Origin of the sequence: Streptomyces sp. NRRL S-87 (assembly GCF_000719335.1) — a bacterium.
GTDB lineage: Bacteria > Actinomycetota > Actinomycetes > Streptomycetales > Streptomycetaceae > Streptomyces.
The window spans coordinates 1-24,224 of the sequence record NZ_JOGB01000036.1 but is presented as its reverse complement, the minus strand read 5'-3'; the positions used below and the strand labels follow the sequence as shown (position 1 = coordinate 24,224).

Sequence of the window (24,224 nt, the reverse complement as noted above, 5' to 3'; positions counted from 1 at the left end):
CCGCCGACGCCCGCTCGACGCGCCTCGCGGCGAAGCCGGGGTTCACCGAGGGGGAGCGGTTCCACGCGTGGGCGCCCGAGCAGTGGCACGGCCTCCGGCCCCGGTCACGCCGCGGACGGCACGGCGCGCGCCGCTTCGATGATCACCTCGACGACCTGTGCCGGCTGCTCCACCAGGACCATGTGGCCCGCGTCCGGGACCGTCACCAGCGTGATCCGGGGCGCCGCCTCCAGGAGGCGGCGCTCCTCGTCCGTCAGGCCGATCTCGTCCCGGTCGCCCCGGACGACCCAGGCCCGGACTCCGGAGTCGCGCAGACGGGGCGCCAGTGCGGGGTGCCGGTCCAGGTAGTCGTAGTAGTGGCGTACGACGCGGCGGCAGAAGGCGGGGTCGTTGGTGCCGAGGTCGTCGGCGAGCACGCGCGCGCGGTCCGCCGGGACGTTCCCCCTCAGCATCTCCTTCCTCATCGTGCGGGGCATCGCCCTCAGCATGACCGTCCATGCCAGGGGACCCAGGGCCGGCACCCGGCCCACCCGGTCGAGGACGCCGAGGAAGGCGGCCTCGTCCGCCTTGGAGAACGTCGGTGACAGCAGGACCAGGGGGCCGGTGAAGACGCCGAGCGCGGCCATCTCGATCGCGACGTTCGCGCCCAGGCTGTGCCCCACCACCACGTCACAGCCCTCGGCGGCCGACACGTCGCCCATCAGCCGCGCGTAGTTCTCCATCGACAGGTCCGCCGGCGGTGCGGTCCGGCCGAAGCCCGGCAGGGTCACCGCCACCAGGTCCAGCCCGGCCGCGGCCGCCGCGGCCCGGGCGATCACATCGCCGTAGAACTCGTCGGTGCACAGGCCGCCCGGCAGCAGCAGCGCCCGGTGCCCCGCACCCTCCCGCCGCGCCCCCGGCCTTCCGTCCATACGTCCACCGTGGCCCCGCCGCAGGGATTCCGCGACCGAGCCCCGGCCACCGGCCGGGCGTCCCACGGCCGGGCGTCCCACGGCCGGGCGTCCCACGGACGGCCGCTTCCGCGGCGCGGCCGCGGAACCCCCCGCCCCGGGACGCCACGGGGCGGCCCGCAGGCAATAGTTGAGGATTGTTCACTTTCCATTGACAGGACCTGCCCGGGGACCCGACAGTGCCGTGAGCAACCCCTCCGTCAGTTCCGCGCGGCCCCGTTCGGGGATCCGTGTCCCGCCGACCGAAGCGAGTTCGCATGACCGCGCCCGTGCCCGAGTTCCCGGCCGGCTTCCTCTGGGGAGTCTCCGCCTCCGCCTTCCAGATCGAGGGTTCCCCCACCGCCGACGGACGGGGCGCCTCCTCCTGGGACGCGTTCACCCGGGAACCCGGACGCGTCAAGGACGGCTCGCACGCGGACGTGGCGACCGACCACTACCGGCGCTACCGCGAGGACGTGGCACTGATGGCCGAACTGGGCGTCGGTGCCTACCGGTTCTCGGTCTCCTGGTCCCGCGTCCTGCCGGACGGCATCGGCCGCGTCAACCGCGAGGGGCTGGACTTCTACGACCGCCTCGTCGACGAACTGTGCGCCTCGGGCATCGCCCCGGTGCCCACGCTCTTCCACTGGGACACCCCGCTCGCCCTGGAGGAGCGCGGCGGGTGGCTCGACCGCGACACCGCCGAGCGGTTCGCGGCGTACGCCTCGGTCGTGGCGGAGCGCCTCGCCGACCGCGTCCCCATGTGGATCACCATCAACGAACCCGCCGAGGTCACCCTCCTCGGATACGGTCTCGGCGAACACGCCCCCGGCAGGCGCCTCGTCTTCGACGCCCTGCCCGCGGCCCACCACCAGCTCCTGGCCCACGGCCTGGGCGTCCAGGCCCTGCGCGCGGCCGGCGCCCGCCGGATCGGGATCGCCGTCTCCCACAGTCCCGTCTGGGCCGCCGGCGACGGCGAGGCCGACCGGGAGGCCGCGGGGTTGTACGACACGCTCACCAACCACCTCTTCGCGGACCCCGTCCTGACCGGCGCGTACCCGGACGAGGGCCTGGCCTCGCTGCTCCCCGGGCCGGTGGCGGAGGACCTCAGGACCATCTCGGCACCGCTGGACTGGTACGGGATCAACTACTACAACCCGATGCTCGTCGGAGCCCCCCGGCCGATCGCCTCCCCCGCCTCCGCCGCCCCGGCCCCGTCCTCCTTCGGCGGCATCGAGATACCGGCGGACCTCCCCTTCGAGATCCGGCAGATCGAGGGACGCGAACTCACCGACTTCGGCTGGCCGGTGGTCCCGGACGGCCTGCGCGAACTGCTCGCCACCCTGCGCGAGCGCTACGGCGACCGGCTGCCGCCCGTCTACATCACCGAGAACGGCTGCTCGTACGGTGACGGTCCGGACCCCGGGACGGGCCGCGTCGACGACGCACGCCGGATCGCCTACCACGACGGGCACGTGCGGGCGCTGCATGAGGCGATGGCGGAGGGCGCCGACGTCCGCGGCTACTTCATCTGGTCGATCCTCGACAACTTCGAGTGGGCGGAGGGGTACCGGCAGCGGTTCGGGCTCGTCCACGTCGACTTCGAGACGCTGGAGCGGACGCCCAAGGAGTCGTACGCCTGGTACCGCGACCTGATCAAGAGCGGCAGGTGACCGCCGGAGGCACGGCGGCCGAGGGGCCGGCAGCCCCGACGGCCGGGGCGGGGGCCGGGGCGGGGGCCGAGGCGGCGGCCAAGGCGGGGGCAGGGGCAGTGACGGGGACGGGGGCAGCGGCGGGGGCCGGGGGCCCGGTCGGCGGACGCTGGGTGGGTGCGCTCTCCCTCGCCAACCTCGGTGTCTGGATCGGCTGGTTCGGACCGCTGCAACTGCTCCTGGCCCGCCAGGCCGAACAGCTCACCCCCGACCACAAGGCGTCCACCCTCGCCCTGGTCACCGGCGTGGGAGCCGCCGTCTCGATGGTCGCCAACCCCGTCTTCGGCGCGCTCTCCGACCGTACGACGGCCGCCGTGGGCCGGCGCATCCCCTGGGTGGTCGCCGGAACGGTGGGCGGGGCCGCCGGACTGCTCGTCCTCGCCGGCGCACACCGCGTCGCGACCGTGATCGCGGGCTGGTGCCTGGTGCAGCTCGCCCTCAACGCGGCGTTCGCCGCCCTCACCGCGGCGGTCCCCGACCAGGTGCCGCCGCGCCGGCGCGGCCTGGTCGGCGGCTGGCTCGGCGTCTCCCAGGTCGCCGGCATCCTGGCCGGCACGGCGCTGGCCGCGGTCGCGGGCGGAGTGGCCGCCGGATACGTGGTCTGCGCGGTCTTCTCGGTGCTGGCGGCCGTTCCGTACGTCCTGATGCGGCGCGACAGCCCGCTCTCCCGCCACGCACGGCCGGACTTCCGGTGGGGGGCGTTCCTCCGCGGCTTCTGGATCGACCCGCGCCGCCATCCCGACTTCGGGTGGGCCTGGCTCACGCGGTTCCTGATGAACCTCTCGTACTCCATCAGCACGATGTACCTGCTCTACTACCTGACCGATGCCGTGCACTACGGGGACGACGCGGACAACGGCGTACTCATCCTCACGGCGCTCAACGCGATCACCCTGCTCGCCACGGTGGTGATCGGCGGCATCCGGTCGGACCGCAGCGGCCGACGCAAGCCGTACGTCATCCGGTCGGGGCTGGTCATCTCCGCGGCCACCGTGCTGCTCGCCGTATGGCAGACGTGGACCGGCGCGATCGTCGCCTCGCTCGTGCTCGGGCTCGGTTTCGGCGTGTACACCGCCGTGGACTTCGCCCTGCTCACGGCCGTGCTGCCGACCGCGGAGGACCGAGGGAGGGACCTGGGCCTCATCAACATCGCCAATGCGCTGCCCCAGGTACTGGCCCCCGTGATCGCGGCCCCGATGGTCACCCACGTCGGCGGGTACACGGCCCTGTACGCGCTCGCGGGAGCCCTGGCCGTCGTGGGCTCCGCCCTGGTCCGCCGCATCCGCTCGGTCCCCTGAGCCGGCCCGCCTCGGCCCTTCACCGACGCCGACCTCACCGGCGCACCGTGCGCCGCACGTTCCTCACCGCTGGGACGGCTGACGGCTCAGGCCAGTTGCTCGGCGAGGCCGACGATGACGCCCTCCGGTCCGCGGAGGTAGCAGAGCAGGTAGCTGTCCTCGAACCGGGCGATCTCGCCGACGAGTTCGGCGCCGTGGGGGCGCAGACGGGCAACGGTGTCCTCGATGTCGTCGACCGCGAACATGACGCGGTGGGTGCCCAGGACGTTGTGCGGCCGGTTGCGCGGGCCGTCACTGATCGCCGCGGGGCTGTGGTACTTCGCCAGCTCGATCCGGCTGTGACCGTCCGGGGTCCGGACCATCGCGATGTCGCAGCGGACGCCGTCGAGTCCGGTGCACCGGTCGGCGAACAGGCCCTCGACCTCCGCCCGGCCCTCCAGCTCCATCCCGAGTTCGACGAAGAACGCGACGGCCGCGTCCATGTCCTCGACGACGATGCCGACGTTGTCCATCCGCAGGATCGCCACGCTGGTCCCTCCGTAGTCCTCGTGCGGCCGGTGGTGGTCCGGATGGGTTCAGAGCACGTGCATCAGGACGATGACGGCGGCGTCGCCGATCACGACGAAAAGGACCAGTGCCACCGTCGCCCAGGCGCGCTGCGACTCGTCCCAGGGCATGGTTGCCGCCTTCCGAGGGCCAGGCCCCCACGGTCCGGCCGCTCCTCCGATCGTACGCCGCGGACCGTGGCAGGGGAGGAACGGCGGCGCGCGCCCCTTCCCTGCCGCCCCCAGGTCGGACGTATCCGGCGTGCGCCGTACGCGCCGCGCCGCCCGGCGGTTACGGACAGTGGTCGCACCCGCCCGGCTCCACCGCTGGTGCGAGGGGCGTGGGCGGCGGGCGGTCGGCGCGGGCGCACCGGAACATGACGGCAGGTCACCGGCCCCCCGGCAGGGCCGCGTTGTCAGTGGTGGGAGATACGTTCGAGGTCTTGGAACCGCTGTTGCACGACAGGAGTGGACGATGACCGAGAGCAGTGTGCTGCCCGCGCTCAGGGTGGTGCTGACGGACGTCAACGAGCGCGTGGTGGAGGCGTGGCGCGCCGCGTTCGCCGACACCCCCGGAATCGAGATCCGCAAGGGCTCGATCCTCGACGAGGACGTCGACGCCTGGGTCACCCCCACGAACTCCCGGGGCCGGATGGACGGCGGCGTCGACGCCGTCATCAAGCGGTACCTGGGCTCCGGCATCCAGGTGCGCGTCCAGCGGGCGATCCGCGACCGGTTCGCCGGACCCGTGCCGGTGGGCAGCGCGGTCTGCGTCCCGTCCGGCGCGACCGTCCCCCGGTACCTGATCTCGACGCCGACCATGGTGCGGTCCTCGCAGAACGTGAGCGCCACCCTGAACGTGGCGCTGGCCTGCGCCGCCGCCTTCCAGGCCGTCCACCGGCAGAACCGGAAGGAGCCCGGCAGCATCCGGTCCGTGGCGCTGGTCGGGCTGGGGGCGCAGACCGGCCAGGTGCCGGCCCGGGTGTGCGCCAACCTCATGTGGACCGGTTACACGCTCTTCCACGACCACTGGTTCGAGGACGACGACGAGCTGCGCGCCACGATCATCTCCCAGCTCCGCGGGATCGAGGACGCGCCCGTCGACCGGCGGGTGCGCATCGTGCCGCCGGCCGCCGTCACGCCCGTCACGCCCGTCGCCCCTGTGCCGGCCACCGGAGCCGCGGCTCCCGCTCCCTCCGCCGCCCCCTCTTCTCCCTCCGCCGCCCCCTCCTCTCCCTCTGCCACGACGAGCGAAAGCGCCTCCGACATGACCGGATCCACGACCGGCGTCCCGGCTCCCGGCGCGCCGGCGCAGCCCCAGCCCGACGCGAACGACCCCCTCGCCCTGACCGAGCTCTTCGACGGCGGCGGGGAGGCCTGGCTCCCGCTGCTGAAGCCGGTCATCGAGGCGCAGCCGGACGCCGAGCGGTTCATCGGGAAGGGGCGCAGCCACGAGGTGGTCCCGGTCCGCGAGCTGACGTTCCAGGCGCTCAAGCCGAACCCGCCGCACAAGTGGAAGGTCGTGGTCTTCGGCCAGAACCCGTACCCGCGGCCGGAGAGCGCCACCGGCATCGCCATGTTCGACAACACCTTCAACGACTGGAAGGACAGCCAGTTCGGCCGGGTCGTCAGCATCCGGTGCCTCATCAAGGCGGCGGCGATGTGGAAGTACGGCATCGCCAAGAAGACCCCCATCGCCGACGTGCGGGCGCTGCTCAAGGAGCGGGACACGGTCCAGCCGCCGGAGTGGTTCCAGGCGATGCTGACGCAGGGCGTGCTCCTGCTGAACGCCTCGCTGACCGCGAGCGGCGACGGGGCGATGGGGGCCGACCAGCACACGGCGTTCTGGCGGCCGGTCGCCGAGCGGATCGTCGAGGAGATCCTCAAGGCCAAGCAGGAGGCGGCCGAGGAGGACCGCGGGGTCGTGTTCGCGTGGTGGGGGGCACACGCCCGCAGCCTGAAGCGGGTCGTCCTGCGGCTCCAGCAGAAGTACCCCGACGTCGAGGTGCGGCACCTCGACCACGCGAACCCGGCGGCACAGGGCGACATCTTCTGCGAGGGCGACCACTTCGCCCAGGTCAACGACGCCCTGACCTCGCTGGGTGCCGACCGCATCGACTGGCTGCCGAGCAAGGGGTGGAACGAGACGGCGGCCGGCGCGGCCGGTGCGGACGGGGGCGTCGCGGCGCGCATGGGCGCCTTCATCGAGTCGACCATGAACCTGCACCAGCTGTACCTGGAGCGCCTCACCAGCGTCAAGGACGAGGGTCTGGTCCTGCCCGCCATCACCGGTGTCTTCGACACCCCGCTGATGGACTTCCAGGACGCCGTCGCCCCGGTCTCGGCGGCGCTGTCCGGGCTCACGGGGCACATCCTGCGCTCCCGCGACTTCGGCAAGCAGCGCGCGGACCGGACGGCCGGCGGCGGCCTGTCCGCCGACGCGATCGCCGCACTCCACCTCTACACCTGTGAGTCGGCCTTCTACCGCGAGATCAACAGCGTTCTGCGCTCGCCCGACCGCACCAGGGTCACGCCCTACCTGCCGTACCTGCGGCTGCTGTTCTCGGCGGTCTCGGAGCTGCCGTCCTACACGCAGCCGCTGTGGCGCGGGGTCTCGCTGGACCTCCGGGCGCAGTACCCGGTGGGCCGGACGGTGACCTGGTGGGGCGTCTCCTCGTGCACCTCCGAACTGAAGGTGGCCAAGGCGTTCCTGGGCAGCCGCGGCAAGCGGACCCTCTTCGAGGTGACGCCGGCCCGGGCGGTCGGGATCAAGAGCTTCTCCGCCTTCACCGGCGAGGAGGAGTACATCCTCACGCCGGGTACCCAGCTCAAGGTGACGGAGGTGAAGAGCGAGGCCCGCGGGCTGTGCACGGTCCGGCTGAGCGAGGTCACGGACGCCGTTCCCGTGGTGTCCTGAACCACCTGCGCTCCACGGCAACCACGGCGCGGCTTCGCACGCCCCGGCCGGAGACCCGGACCCGCCCGGTCACGTCCTGGCCGGCCGCCCCGCCGTGCTGCGTGGGCCCGGGCCCGGTCCGCCGAGCCCGCGCACGGAGCGGGCGGCGGCGGGATAATGGGAGCTTGTGGCCCTCACGTTCTTCGACGCCGGGCGGCTGGCGCGCGACCTGCACGCCGCCGCGAGCCAGCGCACGGACTCCTGCGGGCGCGGGGCCGCGATCTCCCGGGTACTCGCCCCGCTCCTGCCCCACGACGGGCTCAGCCTGGTGGCCACCGACCCGGCGACGGGCCTCGGCCTCGGGAGCTTCAGCTTCTGGCACGAGTACGCCCCCGCGCTCGTCACCGACCTCGTGATGCACCGCTACCGGGGCGGCGACCCGAACCGCCCGGCTGCCCTCGCGGGTCAGGCCACCCCGGCCACCGTCGTCGGCCCGCCGGGCGACGGCGCCTTCGACCCGCGGGTGCGCGAGATCCTCACCGCGAACGGGGCGGGCTCCGAGCTGCGGCTCCTGCTCCAGGACCGGCACGGGGTGTGGGGCGCGCTCGGGCTGCTGCGCTGCGCCGGTGCCTGCCCGTTCGGCCCGGACGACCTCCAGCGGGCGGCCCGGCTCGGCCCGGCCCTCGTCGCCGCCCTACGCCGCTACGTCACCGAAGGCCCCCTCTTCCCCACGGTCCCCGCGCTTCCCGCCGGGGTGGTGACGGTCGGCCCCGACCATACGATCACGGCGGTCAGCCCCCCGGCCCGGGACTGGCTGGACCACCTGTCCTCACCGGACGAACACGTCTTCCCGGAGTGGGTCCCCGACGCGTTCCTCGTCGCGCTCTCCCTCGCCGCACGGTCCCGCGCGCACGACGCGGACGCCTGGCCCCCGCTGGTGTGCGCCCCTCCCGTCGTGTGCGGGCGGTGGATGACCCTGCAGGGCCAGCCGCTCGACGCGGACGCCGCCGGCGACGTCGCCCTGGTCCTCCAGGGGGCGGCCGGAGACCTCGTGATGCCGTCGTTCTGCGCCTGGTACGGGATCACCCCCCGCGAGCGCGCCACCCTGCGCGAGCTGCGCACCGGCGCGGCCGTCAAACAGATCGCCCGGCGCCTCGACCTGTCTCCGTACACGGTCAACGACCACCTCAAGTCCCTCTTCCGCAAGACGGGCGCCGACGGCCGCGACGAACTCATCGCCGCGCTGACCGGCTGACGCCCGGACGGGCGACCGGTCCATCCCCTGTTTCAGGGGGTCGCGGCGGCACCCGACCGGCCCACCATGGGAAGGGAATCCGGAACGTGCGGGGGCGGTCCGGGATCCCCACCCCGTCGAAGGGAAACGGCCATGAAGCACACCGATCTCCGCGAGCCCACGACCGGACAGGCGGTCGGCGGCAACGACGCGAACACCGCTTCCGACCAGCCGGTCCCGCCCGACAAGGACGGCCGGGGCGAGGCGCGGGCGGACCTCGAGCCCACCGGCCACACCTACACCCTCCGCGGCCACGGCGTCTTCGAACGGCTGCTGGCGGCGCCCGGCGTGTCGGCGTTCACCGACGTGGTCGCCGGCGTCACGGAGGTGTACGACCCCACCAACAAGCCGTTCATGGGAGGCGCGGTCATGATGGTGGACAACGTGGTGCCGCTCGACGGCGAGCGGGTACGGATCCGCGTGGACTCGGGCTGGCCGGAGGACGTCACCGTCAGGGTCAGCCTCCAGTACTTCGCCTGACCCCGCCCCACCCACCCGGCGCCCCCGCTCGGTCGGGGTCGCCGGGCCGGGGGTGGGGTGGGTGTGGGGTGGGCGATTCGTGCGTGTCGCGCGACCGGTGCGAGCCTGGGCGGGTGAACGAAGACCTCTCCGCTGCCTGGCAGCGCGCATCCGGCCACCGGCGGCGCTTCGAAGCCCGCTTCGCGGCGTACTTCGACTCCCTGACCGATCCCGCGGGCGGCGTGCTCGAGACCCCGGCGCACGGCGCGTTCCCCGCCCGTGCCCTCGACCTGGTGCGCGACATGTCGCTGCGCGGCGGCAAGCGGCTGCGCGTGGTCCTCCTGCACGAGGCAGCCGCGCTGGTGACCGACGAGGACGTACCGGGGCTGGACGAAGCGGCCATCAGCATCGAACTGCTGCAGACCCACGGGCTGATCCACGACGACATCATCGACGACGCCCCCGTACGCCGCGGCGGCCCCTCCACCTACTACGCCTACCGCCACGAGTTTCCGGACCGGCCCGGCACCGCCGTCGCCCTCGCCCTCCTGGCCGGTGACCTCGCGGCCTTCCTGTCCGTGCGCGTCCTGCTCACCAGCGGCCTGCCCGCCGACCGCGTCCTGGCCATGGCCGCCGTCCACGCCGACACCGGGGCCGTCACGGTCACCGGGCAGATGATCGATCTGGAGCGCGACTTCCACGCCGCTCCCGACGTCGAGTTCCTGCACGAGGTGACCGAGTACAAGTCCACCCGCTACTCCGTGCTCGCCCCACTGCGCCTCGGCCTGCTCGCCGCCGGTACCGACATCGCCCCGTACGACGGCGAACTGCGCGCCTACGCCGGCGCACTGGGCATCGCCAACCAGATCCACGACGACTGGCTCGACCTGTTCGGCGACCCGCAGTCCCTCGGCAAACCGGCCGGTTCCGACCTCCGTTCCGGTCGCCGCAGCTACGCCGTCCGCGCTCTGCTGGCCGCCTGCGACGGGACCGAGCGGAAGCTGGTCGACGCAGCCCTGGGAGATCCGGGCTGCGACGACGACACCCTCGACCGCATCCGCCGCGTCGCGCGCACGCACGGCGTCGACCGGCAGCTTCGGGCCGACGCCGAACGCCATGCCCGCGAGGCCGCGGCCCGGGCGGCCACGTGGCGGGAGCGCTGGCGGCCGGAGGCGGTGGCGTTCTTCGAGCACATGCCGGCCTGGAGCGTCACCCGCGACCGGTAGCCGTGCCACCCGGAGGGGCTCGGGTGGCTCCGGAACCCGTCGTGCCGTGGCGCCGTGCCCGCGCGACGGGACCCGTGCCATTTCTTGCTCGGTGATTTCCGGCCACCGCTGGCGTTTTTCGGTCGCCAAGGGGCGTCCAGTACTTCTCTAGGGGTTCAGGGTAGGGGTACGAGCCGTCTGGTCGTTCTGCTAGACATAAGGCAATGGAACGTGCGTGCGGAGGCGGCGAATGGGTGCGGATAACCGAACTCACCCGCCGCGTCCGGACCGGAAGCCGGAGTTTTCATCCCCTTGATCGCCCAGCAGAATGCCGATGGCTGGATCCGCCGCTATCACGCCGCGGACGAAAGCCCGATCCGACTGGTCTGCCTGCCGCACGCCGGCGGATCCGCCTCCTTCTACTTCCCCGTGTCCCGGGCCCTGGCCCCGGCCGTGGACGTCCTCTGCGTGCAGTACCCGGGACGCCAGGACCGCCGCCACGAGCCCGGGTTCACCGACATGCATGCCTACGCTGATGCCCTGACCAGCGCACTCGTGCCCTGGGTGGACCGGCCGACGGCCCTTTTCGGCCACAGCATGGGCGCCGTCCTCGCGTTCGAGGTGACCCGCCGACTGGAGCGCGACCACGGCATCACGCCCGTCCGCGTCTTCGCATCCGGACGCCGATCACCGTCGAGTTTCCGCCCCGAAACCGTCCATCTGCGCGATGACGACGGCATCGTGGCCGAAATGCGCGAGCTCAGCGGAACCGACGCCGCGATTCTCGGCGACGAGGAGATCCTCCGCATGGTGCTGCCCGCCATCCGGAGCGACTACACCGCCGTCGAGAATTACCGGGCGGCGCCCGGCGACACGGTGAATGCCGACATCACCGTACTCACGGGGGAGTCCGACCCGCGCACCAGCCGGGAAGAGGCGGAATCCTGGGAAGCGCACACCACGGGCCGGTTCGACATCCACGGTTTCCCGGGTGGCCATTTCTTCCTGGCCCAGCACCAGGCGCACGTCTTGAAGATCATTTCCGAAAGGCTCGCGGCCACCGCCCACCAGGGCTGAGCCGCCCGCCGGGCCCGCCGCATGACCGACGGCGGGCCCGGCTGCGAACCGACAGCAGGGACTCCGACGCCGGACCGGCCGCCTCCCCGCAACGAGAGGCCGATCCCGCACGGACCGCCCCAGAGGAATACCCGCCCGCCCGGCGGAGCACGAGGAGGCACGACGCAGTGCAGTTCAGGGCAGTCTCAGGTAGCCGGGGGGAAGGAAGCGCCGCGGTGGCAGCACCGGTCGAGCGTGAGAAGGAGTGGGAGACGCTGACCGAGCTGCTCGGCAGCGCCGACCGGGGCCGCGGCCGCGTCGCCGTCGTCAGCGGTCCGGTCGCCGGCGGCAAGACCACCCTGTTGGAACGCTTCACCGAACACGCCCTGTCCGAAGGGGCGCTGGTCCTGGAAGCCGCGGGGTCGCGCGCCGAACGGTGGCTCCCCTTCGGCATCCTGCGCCGCATCCTGGACAGCGCCGCCCCGCTGGACCCCGTGGTGCACGCCGAGGCCACCGCACTGCTCGACGCCGTCAGCACCCCCTGCCTCCCGGGCGCCGAGGGCCCCACCCGGCCCGCCGCCGTGCACCCGGACCCCGGACACCCCGCCACCGGGTACGGCGCCGGACACCCGGGCGTCCCGTACCCCCGCGGCGCGGTCGCGCACGGGGACACCGCGGCCGGCGTCGAAGCGGGCATGCAGGTCCTCCCGCACGTCTGCGCCTCGCTGCTGCGCATCGCCCGCGACCGCACCGTGGTCATCGCGGTCGACGACGTCCACCACGGCGACGAGCTCTCCCGCGCCTTCCTGCTCTGCCTGGCCCGACGGGTACGCCAGGCCGGCGTCCTCATCGTGCTCACCGAGGCGGTGCGCCTGCTGCCCGCCCAACTCGCCTTCCACGCCGAACTGCAGCGCCAGCCCAACTGCACCAGCATCAGGCTCCCCCTGCTCAGCGCCGACGGCACCGGCCGCATCCTGGCCGAACGCCTCTCCACCGCCGCCGCCCAGCGACTGGCCGCGGACTGCCAGGACACCACCGGCGGCAACCCCCTGCTGGTCAAGGCCCTGCTGGCGGACGGTGTGACCGCCCTCGGCGACAGCGAGCCGTTCCAGCCGCTGGCACCCGCCGAGACCTTCGAACGCGCCGTACTGGACTGCCTCCACCGCGGCGACCCCGAAACGGTCCCCGTCGCACGGGGCATCGCCGTCCTCGGCGACGCCTGCGCGCCGACCCTGCTCAGCCGGGTGAGCGGCACCCACGCCAAGACCGTCGAACTGGCCGTCCAGGACCTCAACCGGTGCGGGATGCTGCGCGACGGCGCCTTCCGCCACACCGCCACCCGCGACGCCGTGCTGGCCGCGACCCCGCCCGGCGAACTGTCCGCCCTCCACCGGCGCGCCGCCGGCCTGCTGCACCAGGAGGGGGCGGCCGCGCTCGACGTGGCCCGGCACCTGCTCGCCGCCCGTACCCCGGCGGAGGACTGGGCCATCCCGGTCCTCCAGGACGCGGCCGAGTACGCCCTCGTCGACGACGACCCCGAACTCGCTCTGCGCTGCGGTGAACTGGCCGTCGACTCCTGCCCCGACGGTCCCCGCCGCACCGCCCTGAAGTCCCGCCTCGTCAGCATCGTCTGGCGCAGCAGCCCGGTCGCCGCGGAGAGCCATCTGCGCCAGCTGTCCCGCGAGTTCTGCGCCGGCCGGCTCACCGACCGCGACCTCCTCCACGCGGTGACCTGCCTGGCCTGGATGGGAGAGGCGCGGCAGGCCGCCGAGGCGGTGCACGGCCTGCAGGCCGCCGCCCGCGAGGCCCGGGAGGCGGAGGTGCCGTTCGCCTACGCTGCCGGCACCCTCGCCGCCGCGCAGAGCTGGCTGTCCGTCGTGAGCCCCCCGGTCGCGGCCGTCTTCGCCGACCCCGGTCACCCCGACCCCCTCCACGGCGCAGCTCCGCACCCGCCGGCGGGCACGTCCGCCCCCGGCACGGCCGCCGCCCCCTACGACATGCCGGACGACGCGCACGTGCCCGCCGGCCAGGCCCTGCGCACCGCGATGTGCGGCGGCCAGGGCGAGGCGGCCGTCGTCGAGGCCACCCGGGTGCTGCAGCGCTACCACCTGAGCGACCGCACCCTCACGCCCCTCGTCCTGGCCGTCCTCGCCCTCGTCTACGCCGGCCGCATCGACCTCGCCCTCGCCTGGACCGACCGGTTGCTCGGCGAGTGCGCCACCCGCAGCGCGCCGACCTGGCAGGCGGTCCTCGGCGCGGTACGCGCCGAGGCCGCCCTCCGGCAGGGCGACCTGCCGGGCGCGGCCGCCCAGGCCCGCAGGGCCATGTCGCTGATATCCGTGCCGTGCTGGGGTGTGGGCATCGCCCTGCCGCTGGCCGTGCTCATCGAGGCCGAGACCCGGATGGGCAACCTCGACGAGGCGATGGGCCTGCTCGAACAGCCCGTCCCCGAGACGATGCTGGAGACGCACATCGGCCTGCACTACCTCCGGGCCCGCGGCCGGGCCCACCTCGCCACCGGTCGCCACCACGCCGCCCTGCGCGACTTCCTCACCTGCGGCGAGCTGATGCAGGCGTGGGGCATGGACGGCGTGGAACTGGCGCCGTGGCGGCTGGACGCCGCCGAGGCCTGGCTGGCCCTGGGCAACGTGCCGCGGGCCCGGGAGTACGTCGAGCAGCAGCGGCTGCGCGAGGCCGGGCCGGCCGGGAGCAGGCCGCGCGGGTCCCTGCTGTACGCGCTGGCCCGCACCAGCGGTGACCTCGCGTACCGGCTGAAGCGGCTCACCGAGGCCGTGGAGATCCTCGAACAGGGCGACGACCGGCTGCAACTGGCCCGGACGCTGGGGGAGCTGGGCAGCGCCTACCGCGCCGCGGGCGACTTCAACCGGGCCCGGATGCTCGTACGCAAGGCCTGGCACGTCGCCAAGTCCTGCGGGGCGCAGCCGCTGTGCCAGGAGTTCACCCCCGGCCAGGGCGACGGCGAGCCCGCGGCGGTCGCCGGACGCGAGGCGGAATCGCCCCGCGAGGCCGAGGTGCTGTCCGAGGCGGAGGCCCGGGTCGCGCTGCTCGCTGCGCGCGGCCACACCAATCGGGAGATCGCCACCAAGCTGTACGTCACCGTCTCGACGGTCGAGCAGCACCTGACCCGGATCTACCGCAAGCTCCAGGTGAAGCGGCGCCGGGACCTGCCGGCCCGGCTGTGGGACCTGAGCCTGCCCGGCATCGCCTAACGGGTGCGGGGGGTGCGGGGGCGGCGGTGTGTGTGAGCGGCGGGCCCGGCGGCGGGTGCCGTACGGGGTCCCCGCCCCGCACCCCGTGCCTCTGCCAGGCCGCCGTCCGCGAGTCCGCCCGTCGGTCCGTCCGCCCGTCGGCGAGTCAGCCCGTCGGCGCGTCCGCCCGCCCGTCCGTCCGCGGTCCGGATCAGGACAGCAGGCCGCGCTCCAGGGCCGCCATCACGGCGGCGGTCCGGTCCGACACCGACAGCTTCTTGAACGACCGGAGCAGGTGCGTCTTCACCGTCGCCTCGCCGATGAACAGCCGGCGTCCGATGTCCGCGTTGGTCAGGCCCTGCCGGACCAGTTGGAGCACCTCCCGCTCCCGCTCCGACAGCACCGGCGGCTCCGCCACCCTGGCCCGGAACAGCTTCGGCGCCAGGGACGGCGTCAGCACCGTCTCACCGCGCGCCGCGGCCTTCACCGCGTGCACCAGCTCCTCCCGCGAACTGCCCTTGAGCAGGTAGCCCGCGGCGCCCGCCTCCACCGCGCGCAGGATGTCGGCGTCGTCCTCGTAGGTGGTGACGATGACCACCTTCGTCCGCGGCAGCGCCCGCAGGATGTGCCCGGTCGCGGCCACCCCGTCCATCGCACCCATGCGCAGGTCCAGGAGGACGATGTCCGGCTCCAACCGGGCGGCCTGGAGCACGGCCTCCTCGCCCGAACCCGCCTGCCCCACGACCTCGATGCCCCCGTCCAGCTCCAGCATGGCGGACAGGCCCTCGCGGACCACCGGGTGGTCGTCGGCGAGCAGCACCCGTACCGGCGCGCGCTCAGCCATCGACCCGCTCCTGCGCCCCGGCGCCGCACGGCACCGTCACCTCGATGAGCGTGCCCTCTCCCGAGCCGCTGCTGACCTGTGCCATCCCGCCGATCTCCTCCACCCGGGCCCGCATGCCGCGCAGCCCGAAACCGTCCCACTCGCCGTCCGTGTCGAAGCCCGCGCCGTCGTCGCGGACCACGAGCCGTACCGCGTCCGGCACGTACGCGACCAGCACCTCCACCCTACGGGCGTCCCGGGCGTGCTTGCGCACGTTGGCGAACGCCTCCTGCGCCGTCCGCAGCAGCACCACGTTGACCGCCATCGGAAGCGGCTGCTCCGCACCCCGGGCCGTGCACCGCACGGTCAGCCCGGTCTCCTCCCGCAGCAGGTCCGCCTGCCGGCGCACGGCCTGCACCAGCGAGCTCTCCCGGAGCGCCGGCGGGGTCAGCGCGGAGACGAAGCCACGGGCCTCCGCGAGGCTGTCCTTCGCGACCCGGCCGGCCAACCCGAGCCGGGCCACGGCCCGTTCGGGGTTGTCCTCCACCTCCGACTCGGCGGCCTGGACCAGGCTGATGATGCTGGTCAGGCTCTGCGCGAGGGTGTCGTGGATCTCCCGGGCCAGCCGCTCCCGCTCGGCGGACACCCCCGCCTGGCGGGAGAGCAGGGCCTCGCGCTCCCGGCTGCGCCGCAACTCCGCGATCAGCTCCGCGCGGTCGGCGCTCTGCCGCACCACCCGCGTGATCCAGAGGCCGAGCAGCACCGACAGCGCGATGCCCAGCAGCGAGATCGGCAGCACCGAGAGGATGTGCGGGTCGAACTCGCCCCCGCGCAGCCACACCACCGTCACCGGCCACAGGTTGGCCACGACGACCAGGACGATCGCGGACGGCATCGGCAGGCTCATCATCAGCATCGGGACCACCGCGAACAGCGCGAAGGAACCCGCGAGGTCGAGCGTGCCGGACGCGGCGAAGAGCAGGAACAGGCCGGCCGAGAAGACCGCGTTGCGCCGGCCCTTCGTCTGCAGGACCATCGGCCTGCGGCCGACACCTGCGTACCAGGGAACGATCAGCGTCAGCGCACCGATGGCGAACGCCCGGTGGGTCTGGTCCTCGTCGGAGGCGAACAGCAGGGCGACGGTGACGAGGTAGGAGATCGCGAAGTAGCCGTCCCACAGGCCGAACCAGCGCCGCTCCGAGTCGGTGCCGTGGTGCGCGGCCGTGCGCGGGTCCTCGGTCTCCTCGTCCGTTTCTATGTGCACGCCACCAGTCCTACCACGAGCCCCGCCGGTGTCCGTCGATCGGTGGACAGCCGGTCCCACCGATCGGTCGGTACCGGCGCGCCGACCGCCGACCTACGGTGGAACCGGCGGAGGGAGAGCCGCCCAAGGGCCCGGGAGCACCGGGAGCACCGGGACGGTACGGGAAGGGCGGGGCGGGGACGTGGGGCAGTTCGCGGCGGCACTCATCACCGGCGGGTCGATCCTGCTGGCCGTCCTCGCGACGGATTCCGGCAACCGCCGCATCACCGCCGTGAGGGTCGCCGCCCCCATGCTGGTGGCCGCCGCGGCCGCCGTGGCGTGCGTGGACTCCTTTCCGACGGCGGGGAACGACCCGTCGCTGCACCTCGCCGGCATCGGCGTGGGCGCCATCTGCGGGCTCGTCGCGGGCTCGCTGCTCCCCGCCCACCGGGGCGGCTCGGGCGAGGCCCGCAGCCTGGGCGGTCCCGCCCACGCGGCGGTCTGGACCCTCCTCGTCACCGTGCAGGTCCTCTTCGCGTACGGCAGCGAGCACTGGTACGCCGCGCGCCTCGACCGGTTCACCACCGAGCACCAACTCAGCGGCAGGGACGTGCTCGTGAGCGCGCTCGCCGTGATGTCGCTGTCGGCGGTGGCGGCCCGGACGGCCGTCCTGCTGTCCCGCTGGCACGCGGTGCGCACGGCGGGCCGGCCGTGATGCGCGGGCTTCCGACCGGCGTCGGTTCAAGATCATCAACGAACTAGGGTGAAGCAGTGCTACACAACACAGAACTGAGGCTCCGTCCGCCTCGCAACCGGGTCGACAGGCGTGCGATCGGCTGGTGGACCCTCCAGTCCTCGCTGTTCGCCCTTCCGCTGCCGCTCGTCTTCGGCATCCTCTACCTGTCCATCCCGCCGGCCCGGTTCGTCTTCGTCTGGCTGCTCCTCGGCACCCTGGTCCCGGGGCTGCTGTACATGGGCGCGATGCCCCTCTGGCGCTACCGCGTGCACCGCTGGGAGACCACGGAGGAGGCCGTCTACGCCGCCTCGGGCTGGCTCTGGCAGCGGTGGCGGGTCGTCCCGCTCTCCCGCATCCAGACCGTCGACCTCCTGCGCGGACCCCTCCAGCAGATGTTCGGACTCTCCGGGATCACGGTCACCAGCGCCTCCTCGGCCGGCGCCGTGAAGATCAAGGGCCTCGAGCACGGCAGGGCCGCCGAACTCGTCGAACAGCTCACCAGGTCCACCCAGTCCGTACCGGGAGACGCCACATGATGCCGGACGCCGCCGCGCCCGCCCGGGCCGGCACACCGGACGAGGAGTGGGGACGGCTCAACCCCCGCCTCCTCCTGGTCAACCTGAGCGTGATCGGAACGCCGCTCGCCACCTTCGCCGCGACCCTCCTCCTCGACGACGGCCGGGTCACCCTCCAGGTCCTGATCACGCTCGGCACGCTGCTCATCACCGCCCTGGTCATCGCCGGCATCGGTCTGATGCGGCTCGCCACCACCCGCTACCGGGTCACCGCCGACCGCGTCGAGGTCCACAGGGGCCGGTTCTTCCGCAGCGAGCGCTCCGTTCCCGCCGACCGCATCCGCAGCGTCGACCTGACCGCCAACCCCCTGCACCGGATCTTCGGCCTCACCTCCCTGAAGGTCGCCACCGGCGACCAGGGCTCCGCCGACGGCGGGCTGTCCCTGGACGGCCTGAGCCTCGCCGACGCGGCCGCACTGCGCCGGCGGCTGACCGAACTCCGCCGGACCGCCCAGGGCGTGCACCACCCCGAGGCGGACGCCGACCCCACGATCGCCGAACTCGACTGGGCCTGGCTGCGGTACGCCCCCCTGACCCTCTGGGGCGTCGGCGGCGTCTTCATCGCCGCAGGCAGCGTGTACCGCACCCTGCACGAGATGAAGATCGACCCCCTGGAACTCGGCATCGTCAAGGACCTCCAGCAACGCTTCGGCTCCGTCCCCCTCTGGTACGGCCTCCTCGTGGCCGCCCTGGTCGTCGTCGCCGTCGGGGTCGCCGGCTCGACCGCCACGTTCATCGAGGGCTGGGGCGGCTACCGCCTGGACCGCGAGGAGCCCGGCCTGCTGCGGGTCCGCCGCGGCCTGCTGATCACCCGTTCCGTCAGCATCGAGGAGCAGCGGCTGCGCGGCGCCGAGGTGGCCGAGCCGCTGCTGCTGCGCTGGGCCGGGGGCGCCCGCGTGAAGGCCGTCGCCAGCGGCCTCGGCGACGAGGACGAGAACAGCAGCCGCAGCCGGCTCACCCCGCCCGTCCCACTGGCCCTGGCCCGCCGCGTCGCCGCCGACGTCCTGGGCGAGACCGTCGCCCCCACGACCGCGGCGCAGCTCGCCCCGCACCCCCGAGCGGCGCTGCGCCGCCGGATCAACCGCGCCGTGATCTGGTCCGCGGCGGCCGCGGCGCTGCTCGCCGGTCCCGGCCTGTGGCTCACCCCCGCCCTGGTGCACGCCGGTTGGATCACCGGACTGGTGCTCCTCGCCGCCGGAACGGCCCTGGCGTACGACGCGTACCGCAACCTCGGGCACGCCGTGCACGGCCGCTACCTGGTCACCCGGTCCGGCACCTTCACCCGCCGCACCGCGGCCGTCCGGCGCGACGGCATCATCGGCTGGTCCATCACCCGCTCGCCCTTCCAGCGCCGGGCCGGCCTGCTCACCCTGGGCGCCGCCATCGCGGCCGGGACCGGCGTCTACAAGGTGCGCGACGTGGCCGTGGCCGACGGACTGGCCCTGGCGGAGGAAGCCGTCCCGGACCTCCTCGCCCCGTTCCTCGAACACCGTCCCCGCACCACGGCCGGCACCCAGTAGCGCGCACCCCCGCGGGCCGCACGCGCCGTGCCGGTCCCCGACCGGTCCGAGCCCCGGCCCTTCTAGGGGCTAGGGGCCCGTAGGGGAGGGGACGCGGGCGGGGACCGCACGCACGCGGCCGTCCCCGCCCGTCCGGCGGACGGGCGCCCCCTCAGGAGCGGCGGGAGGGCGGCCGTCCGACCCCGCGTCCGACCCCCGCGGTGCCCATTCGCGGGCGCCCGCGACGTCCCATCCACCATTCTTGTCAATTCCGAATAGCGGCGGCATTATTATGCGGTCGCACCCGCATAGGTCCGCCGTATGACAACGTCCGCCGGGCCGGCGTTCCGGCCGCTTTCCGCCCGGACGATTTCCGGTCGCCCCACAGCGGTCGCCCCGGGAATCGGACTAGGGGCCGCTAGGGGACCGATAGGGGTTTCTGCCGCGACATCTCCGTGCCAGGGTCATGACCGATCCCCGGTTTTCTCTGCACGGATTGATGGAGCGCGCGATGTTGAACGAGTCCCCGGATTTCGCAGCCGAAACCGACGGCGCCTCCCCGGCCGACGGAAACCGGGACCTCCGTGGCGACGCCACGCCAGAGGACTGGCGCGAGCTCCTCACCGGACTGACCGACGGAGAGCAGCACACCCTGCTGCTCGACCGCATCTCGGCCCTGGTGACCGCCTCCCTGCGTGACGCCGCCCCCGACGTCCTCGACCCGCACCGCTCCTTCATCGACCTGGGATTCGACTCCCTCGCGGCCGTCGACCTGCACGCCCGGCTCGTCGCGGCCACCGGCCTGCGCCTGCCCGTCACGCTGGCGTTCGACCACCCCACGCCGGCCCGCCTCGTCGAGCGCGTCCACACCCTCCTCCGGGGCGGCGCGGCTCCCGCCGAAGCCCCCGTCACCGCAGCCGTCAGCAGCGACGAACCCATCGCCATCGTCGGCATCGGCTGCCGGTTCCCGGGCGGCGTGCATTCCCCCGAATCCCTCTGGGACCTCGTCGCCACCGGCACCGACGCCATTTCCGAATTCCCCACCGGACGCGGCTGGAACCTCGACGGGCTCTACGACCCGGACCCCGACCGCGCCGGCACCAGCTACACGCGCGAAGGCGGATTCCTCCACGACGCCGACCAATTCGACGCCGCGTTCTTCGGAATTTCGCCGCGCGAGGCCACGGCCATGGACCCGCAGCAGCGCCTGCTCCTGGAAACCTCCTGGGAGGCGTTCGACCGGGCCGGAGTCGACCCCGCCGCGCTCCGCGGCGGACAGGTCGGCGTATTCGTCGGCGCGGAAACCCAGGAATACGGGCCCCGTCTCCAGGACGCCGCCGACGGGTTCGAGGGCTACCTCGTCACCGGCAACGCCGCCAGCGTCGCCTCCGGCCGCATCGCCTACACCTTCGGCTTCGAGGGCCCCACGGTCACCGTCGACACCGCCTGCTCCTCCTCCCTGGCCGCCCTGCACCTCGCCGTCCAGGCCCTGCACGCCGGCGAGTGCTCCCTCGCCCTCGCCGGCGGCGTCGCGATCATGGCGAGCCCCGGCTCCTTCGTCTCCTTCAGCCGCCAGCGGGGCCTCGCCCCCGACGGCCGCTGCAAGCCCTTCGCCGCGGCCGCGGACGGCACCGCCTGGGGCGAGGGCGCCGGCATGCTGCTGGTGGAGCGGCTCTCGGACGCCCGCGCCAACGGCCACCAGGTGCTGGCCGTCGTCTGCGGCACCGCCATCAACCAGGACGGCGCCAGCAACGGCCTGACCGCCCCCAGCGGCGCCGCCCAGCAGCGCGTCATCCGGCAGGCCCTGGCCAACGCCGGCCTGTCGTCCGGCGACGTGGACGCGGTGGAGGCCCACGGCACCGGCACCCGGCTCGGCGACCCCATCGAAGCCCAGGCGCTGCTCGCCACCTACGGCCAGGACCGCCCCGCGGACCGCCCCCTGCTGCTCGGCTCGCTGAAGTCCAACATCGGCCACACCCAGGCCGCCGCGGGCGTGGCCGGCGTCATCAAGATGGTCATGGCGATGCGGCACGGCGTGCTGCCCCGCACCCTGCACGTCGACGCCCCCACCCCGCACGTCGACTGGACGGCCGGAGCCGTCTCGCTGCTCACCGACGCCGTCGAGTGGCCGGCCTCCGGAACCCCCCGCCGCGCGGGCGTCTCCTCGTTCGGCATGAGCGGCACCAACGCCCACGCGATCATCGAGGAGCCGCCGGCCGAGCGGGCGCCGGCCGAGGGGGCGCCGGCCGAGGGGGCGCCGGCCGAAGCCCCGTCCACCGGCGAGCGGGTGGAGGAGGAGGCGGGCGCCGGGGACGCGTCCGTCGGGGACGGGGCCGTCAGGAACGAGTCCGTCGAGGACCCGGCCGTAGGGGAAGCGTCCGACGGAGAGCCCGCGACCGAGCCCGAGGCGGGTCTCGAGCCCGGCCCCGAGGCGACGCCGGCACCCGAGGTCCTGCCCTGGGTCCTGTCCGCCAAGACCCCCGAGGCCCTGCGCGCCACCGCACGCCGCCTTGCCGACTGGGCCGACGCCCACCCCGGGGCCACCCCCCTCGACATCGGCCACTCCCTGGTCGCCACCCGCGGCCGGTTCGAGCACCGGGCCGTGGTCCTCGGCGGCGACCGCACCGCGCTCCGCCACGGCCTGCACGCCCTGGCCGACAGCACCGCCGCCGATGCCACGGCCGGCGCCGGTGCCCCGGCCGGCGGCACCGGGCCCGCGAGCGTCGTCCGGGAGGAGCCCGCCGCGGGGCGCACCGCCGTGCTCTTCACCGGCCAGGGCAGCCAGCGCCTCGCCATGGGCCGCGAACTGTACGCGACGCACCCGGTCTTCGCCGACGCGCTCGACGACGCCTGCTGGTACCTGGCCGAGCAACTGGAACACCCCCTCCTGGACGTCCTGTTCGCCGAGGAGGGCAGCCCCGAGGCCGCCCTCCTGCACCAGACCGCCTACACCCAGCCCGCGCTGTTCGCGCTGGAGGTGGCGCTGTTCCGGCTCGTCGAGTCGTGGGGCGTGCGCCCCGCCTTCCTGGCCGGGCACTCCGTGGGAGAGATCGCCGCCGCCCACGTGGCGGGCGTGTTCTCGCTGGAGGACGCGTGCATGCTGGTCGCGGCCCGCGGCCGGCTGATGCAGGCCCTGCCGGCGGGCGGAGCCATGATCGCGGTGGAGGCCTCGGAGGACGAACTCCTGCCCCTCCTCGACGAGCGCGTGGCCGTGGCCGCGGTCAACGGCCCCCGGTCGGTCGTGATCGCGGGCGACGAGGACGCGGCCACCGCCGTCGCCGAGGCCTTCGAGGCCCGGGGCCGCAAGACCAAGCGGCTGACGGTGAGTCATGCCTTCCACTCGCCGCACATGGACGGCATGCTCGACGAGTTCCGCCGCGTGGCGCAGGTACTGGACTACGGCACCCCCACCGTCCCCGTCGTCTCCCTCCTCACCGGGACCGCCGCCACCGCCGCCGAACTGGCCGACCCCGAGCACTGGGTGCGGCACGTGCGCGAGCCGGTCCGCTTCGTGGACGGCGTCCGCACCCTCCGGGACCGGGGCGCCGACGCCTTCCTGGAGCTGGGACCCGACCCCGTCCTGACGGCCATGGCCCAGGACTGCCTGCTCACCGACGCGCCGGCCCCCGCGGCCCCCGTCCTCGCCGCCGCGCTGCGCTCCGGCCGTCCCGAGACCCTCACCCTCCTCGACGCCGTCGCCCGCGTGTTCGCACGGGGCGCGGACGTCGACTGGTCCGCGTTCTTCGCCGGGAGCGGCGCGGGCCGCGTCGAGCTGCCGACGTACGCCTTCCAGCGGCAGCGCTACTGGATGGACGCCCACGCCCCCGCCGCCGGGCCGGCCGGGGTCTCCGGTCCGGGCACCGGCCCGGCCGACACCGCGTTCTGGGAGGCGGTCGAGCAGCAGGACGTGGCCGCCCTGGCCGCCGCGCTCGAACTCGACGCGGACGGTGAACAGCCCCTGATCGAGGTCGTCCCGGCCCTGTCCGCCTGGCGGCGCCGGGTACGCACCCGCTCCGAGGTGGACGGCTGGCGCTACCGGGTCTCGTGGAAGCCCCTGACGGACACGGCGGCCGGTGGCGCACGGCTGTCGGGTACGTGGGTCGTGGTGACCGCGGAAGCCGCTGGTGTGGACGCCGCGCCGGTGGAAGCGGCGCTGGCCGGGCGTGGTGCGCAGGTCCGTCGGGTCGTGGTCGGGGCGGACGGTGGCGACCGTGGCGTGCTGGCGGGTCTGCTGGCCGATTGCGAGGCCGAGCACATTGCCGGTGTGGTGTCGCTCCTGGCCCTGGACGAGTCCGGGTCCGCCGGTGTGGTGGCCACGGCTGCTCTTGTGCAGGCGTTGGGTGATGCCGGGGTGGGGGCGCCGGTGTGGTGCCTGACCCGGGGTGCGGTGTCGGTGGGCCGTTCGGACCGGCTGGTGTCCGCGGTTCAGGCCCAGACATGGGGCCTGGGTCGTGTGGCCGCGCTGGAGGTGCCGGAGCGGTGGGGCGGTCTGGTCGATCTGCCTGAGGTGTGGGACGAGCGGGCGATGCGTCGGCTGGTCGGTGTGCTGGCCGGTGGTGCGGCGGGTGAGGACCAGGTCGCGGTGCGGTCGTCGGGTGTGTTCGGACGCAGGCTCGTCCGGGCTGCTTCCGGTCAGGACGACCGGTCGTGGGAGCCGTCGGGGACGGTCCTGGTCACCGGTGGTACGGGTGCGCTGGGTGGCCGTGTGGCGCGGTGGCTGGCGGGTGCGGGTGTCGCGCGGTTGG

The 24,224-nt window shown here is 74.0% G+C and carries 16 protein-coding genes; 12 read left to right on the top strand and 4 right to left on the bottom strand.

The genetic code is table 11. The features are described from left to right. Positions 1-104 precede the first annotated feature (104 nt). The gene (locus IF43_RS0122795; RefSeq protein WP_030203740.1) at positions 105-911 is read right to left on the bottom strand and encodes an alpha/beta fold hydrolase; all 807 of its coding nucleotides are present in this window, start codon (positions 909-911) and stop codon (positions 105-107) included. 296 nt (positions 912-1,207) lie between these two features. Between IF43_RS0122795 and IF43_RS0122790 the strand changes: the two genes are divergently transcribed. Beyond that, on the top strand, positions 1,208-2,602 hold the full coding sequence (locus IF43_RS0122790) for a glycoside hydrolase family 1 protein (protein WP_030203739.1): 1,395 nt from the start codon (positions 1,208-1,210) through the stop codon (positions 2,600-2,602). Between the two features lie 98 nt (positions 2,603-2,700). After that, a complete protein-coding gene (locus IF43_RS0122785; protein ID WP_051795892.1) occupies positions 2,701-3,939 on the top strand; it encodes an MFS transporter in 1,239 nt (412 codons plus the stop codon). Between the two features lie 86 nt (positions 3,940-4,025). Here the strand turns inward: IF43_RS0122785 and IF43_RS0122780 are convergent, their stop codons facing one another. Beyond that, entirely contained in the window at positions 4,026-4,466 is a 441-nt protein-coding gene (locus IF43_RS0122780) for a VOC family protein (RefSeq protein WP_030203737.1), read from the bottom strand. A gap of 493 nt (positions 4,467-4,959) precedes the next feature. Here IF43_RS0122780 and IF43_RS0122765 point away from each other — a divergent pair, with 493 nt between their 5' ends. From IF43_RS0122765 to IF43_RS0122740, 6 genes are all read left to right on the top strand, one after another. Beyond that, positions 4,960-7,401: an ADP-ribosyltransferase domain-containing protein gene (locus tag IF43_RS0122765; RefSeq protein ID WP_234332467.1), complete on the top strand. Its 2,442-nt coding sequence runs from the start codon at positions 4,960-4,962 to the stop codon at positions 7,399-7,401. 166 nt (positions 7,402-7,567) lie between these two features. Continuing rightward, the gene (locus tag IF43_RS42935; RefSeq protein WP_051795870.1) at positions 7,568-8,635 is read left to right on the top strand and encodes a helix-turn-helix transcriptional regulator; all 1,068 of its coding nucleotides are present in this window, start codon (positions 7,568-7,570) and stop codon (positions 8,633-8,635) included. A gap of 132 nt (positions 8,636-8,767) precedes the next feature. Beyond that, a complete protein-coding gene (locus IF43_RS0122755) occupies positions 8,768-9,154 on the top strand; it encodes a hypothetical protein (RefSeq protein WP_030203732.1) in 387 nt (128 codons plus the stop codon). A 113-nt stretch (positions 9,155-9,267) separates the two neighbouring features. After that, entirely contained in the window at positions 9,268-10,359 is a 1,092-nt protein-coding gene (locus IF43_RS0122750) for a polyprenyl synthetase family protein (RefSeq protein ID WP_030203730.1), read from the top strand. A gap of 291 nt (positions 10,360-10,650) precedes the next feature. Continuing rightward, entirely contained in the window at positions 10,651-11,415 is a 765-nt protein-coding gene (locus tag IF43_RS0122745) for a thioesterase II family protein (RefSeq protein WP_030203726.1), read from the top strand. Between the two features lie 215 nt (positions 11,416-11,630). Next, on the top strand, positions 11,631-14,624 hold the full coding sequence (locus tag IF43_RS0122740; protein WP_037889614.1) for a LuxR family transcriptional regulator: 2,994 nt from the start codon (positions 11,631-11,633) through the stop codon (positions 14,622-14,624). 190 nt (positions 14,625-14,814) lie between these two features. Here the strand turns inward: IF43_RS0122740 and IF43_RS0122735 are convergent, their stop codons facing one another. Further along, on the bottom strand, positions 14,815-15,447 hold the full coding sequence (locus IF43_RS0122735) for a response regulator transcription factor (RefSeq protein WP_030203721.1): 633 nt from the start codon (positions 15,445-15,447) through the stop codon (positions 14,815-14,817). Further along, positions 15,440-16,690: a sensor histidine kinase gene (locus IF43_RS0122730; protein ID WP_051795866.1), complete on the bottom strand. Its 1,251-nt coding sequence runs from the start codon at positions 16,688-16,690 to the stop codon at positions 15,440-15,442. Before IF43_RS0122730 ends, IF43_RS0122735 begins: the two co-directional genes overlap by 8 nt. A gap of 181 nt (positions 16,691-16,871) precedes the next feature. On the opposite strand from IF43_RS0122730, the gene IF43_RS0122725 reads away from it, so the two are divergent. The 4 genes from IF43_RS0122725 to IF43_RS0122710 form a co-directional block, all read left to right on the top strand. Further along, positions 16,872-17,384, top strand: a complete 513-nt coding sequence (locus IF43_RS0122725) for a hypothetical protein (protein ID WP_030203719.1) — start codon at positions 16,872-16,874, stop codon at positions 17,382-17,384. A 56-nt stretch (positions 17,385-17,440) separates the two neighbouring features. Continuing rightward, positions 17,441-17,941, top strand: a complete 501-nt coding sequence (locus IF43_RS0122720; RefSeq protein WP_030203718.1) for a PH domain-containing protein — start codon at positions 17,441-17,443, stop codon at positions 17,939-17,941. Next, positions 17,938-19,500 carry a PH domain-containing protein gene (locus IF43_RS0122715; protein ID WP_037889611.1) on the top strand — a complete coding sequence of 521 codons (1,563 nt, stop codon included), beginning with the start codon at positions 17,938-17,940 and terminating at the stop codon, positions 19,498-19,500. The genes IF43_RS0122720 and IF43_RS0122715 overlap by 4 nt, the downstream gene beginning before the upstream one ends. Before the next feature lie 490 nt (positions 19,501-19,990). Next, a partial coding sequence (locus IF43_RS0122710) for a beta-ketoacyl synthase N-terminal-like domain-containing protein (protein WP_324605122.1) occupies positions 19,991-24,224 on the top strand: 4,234 nt, incomplete at its 3' end.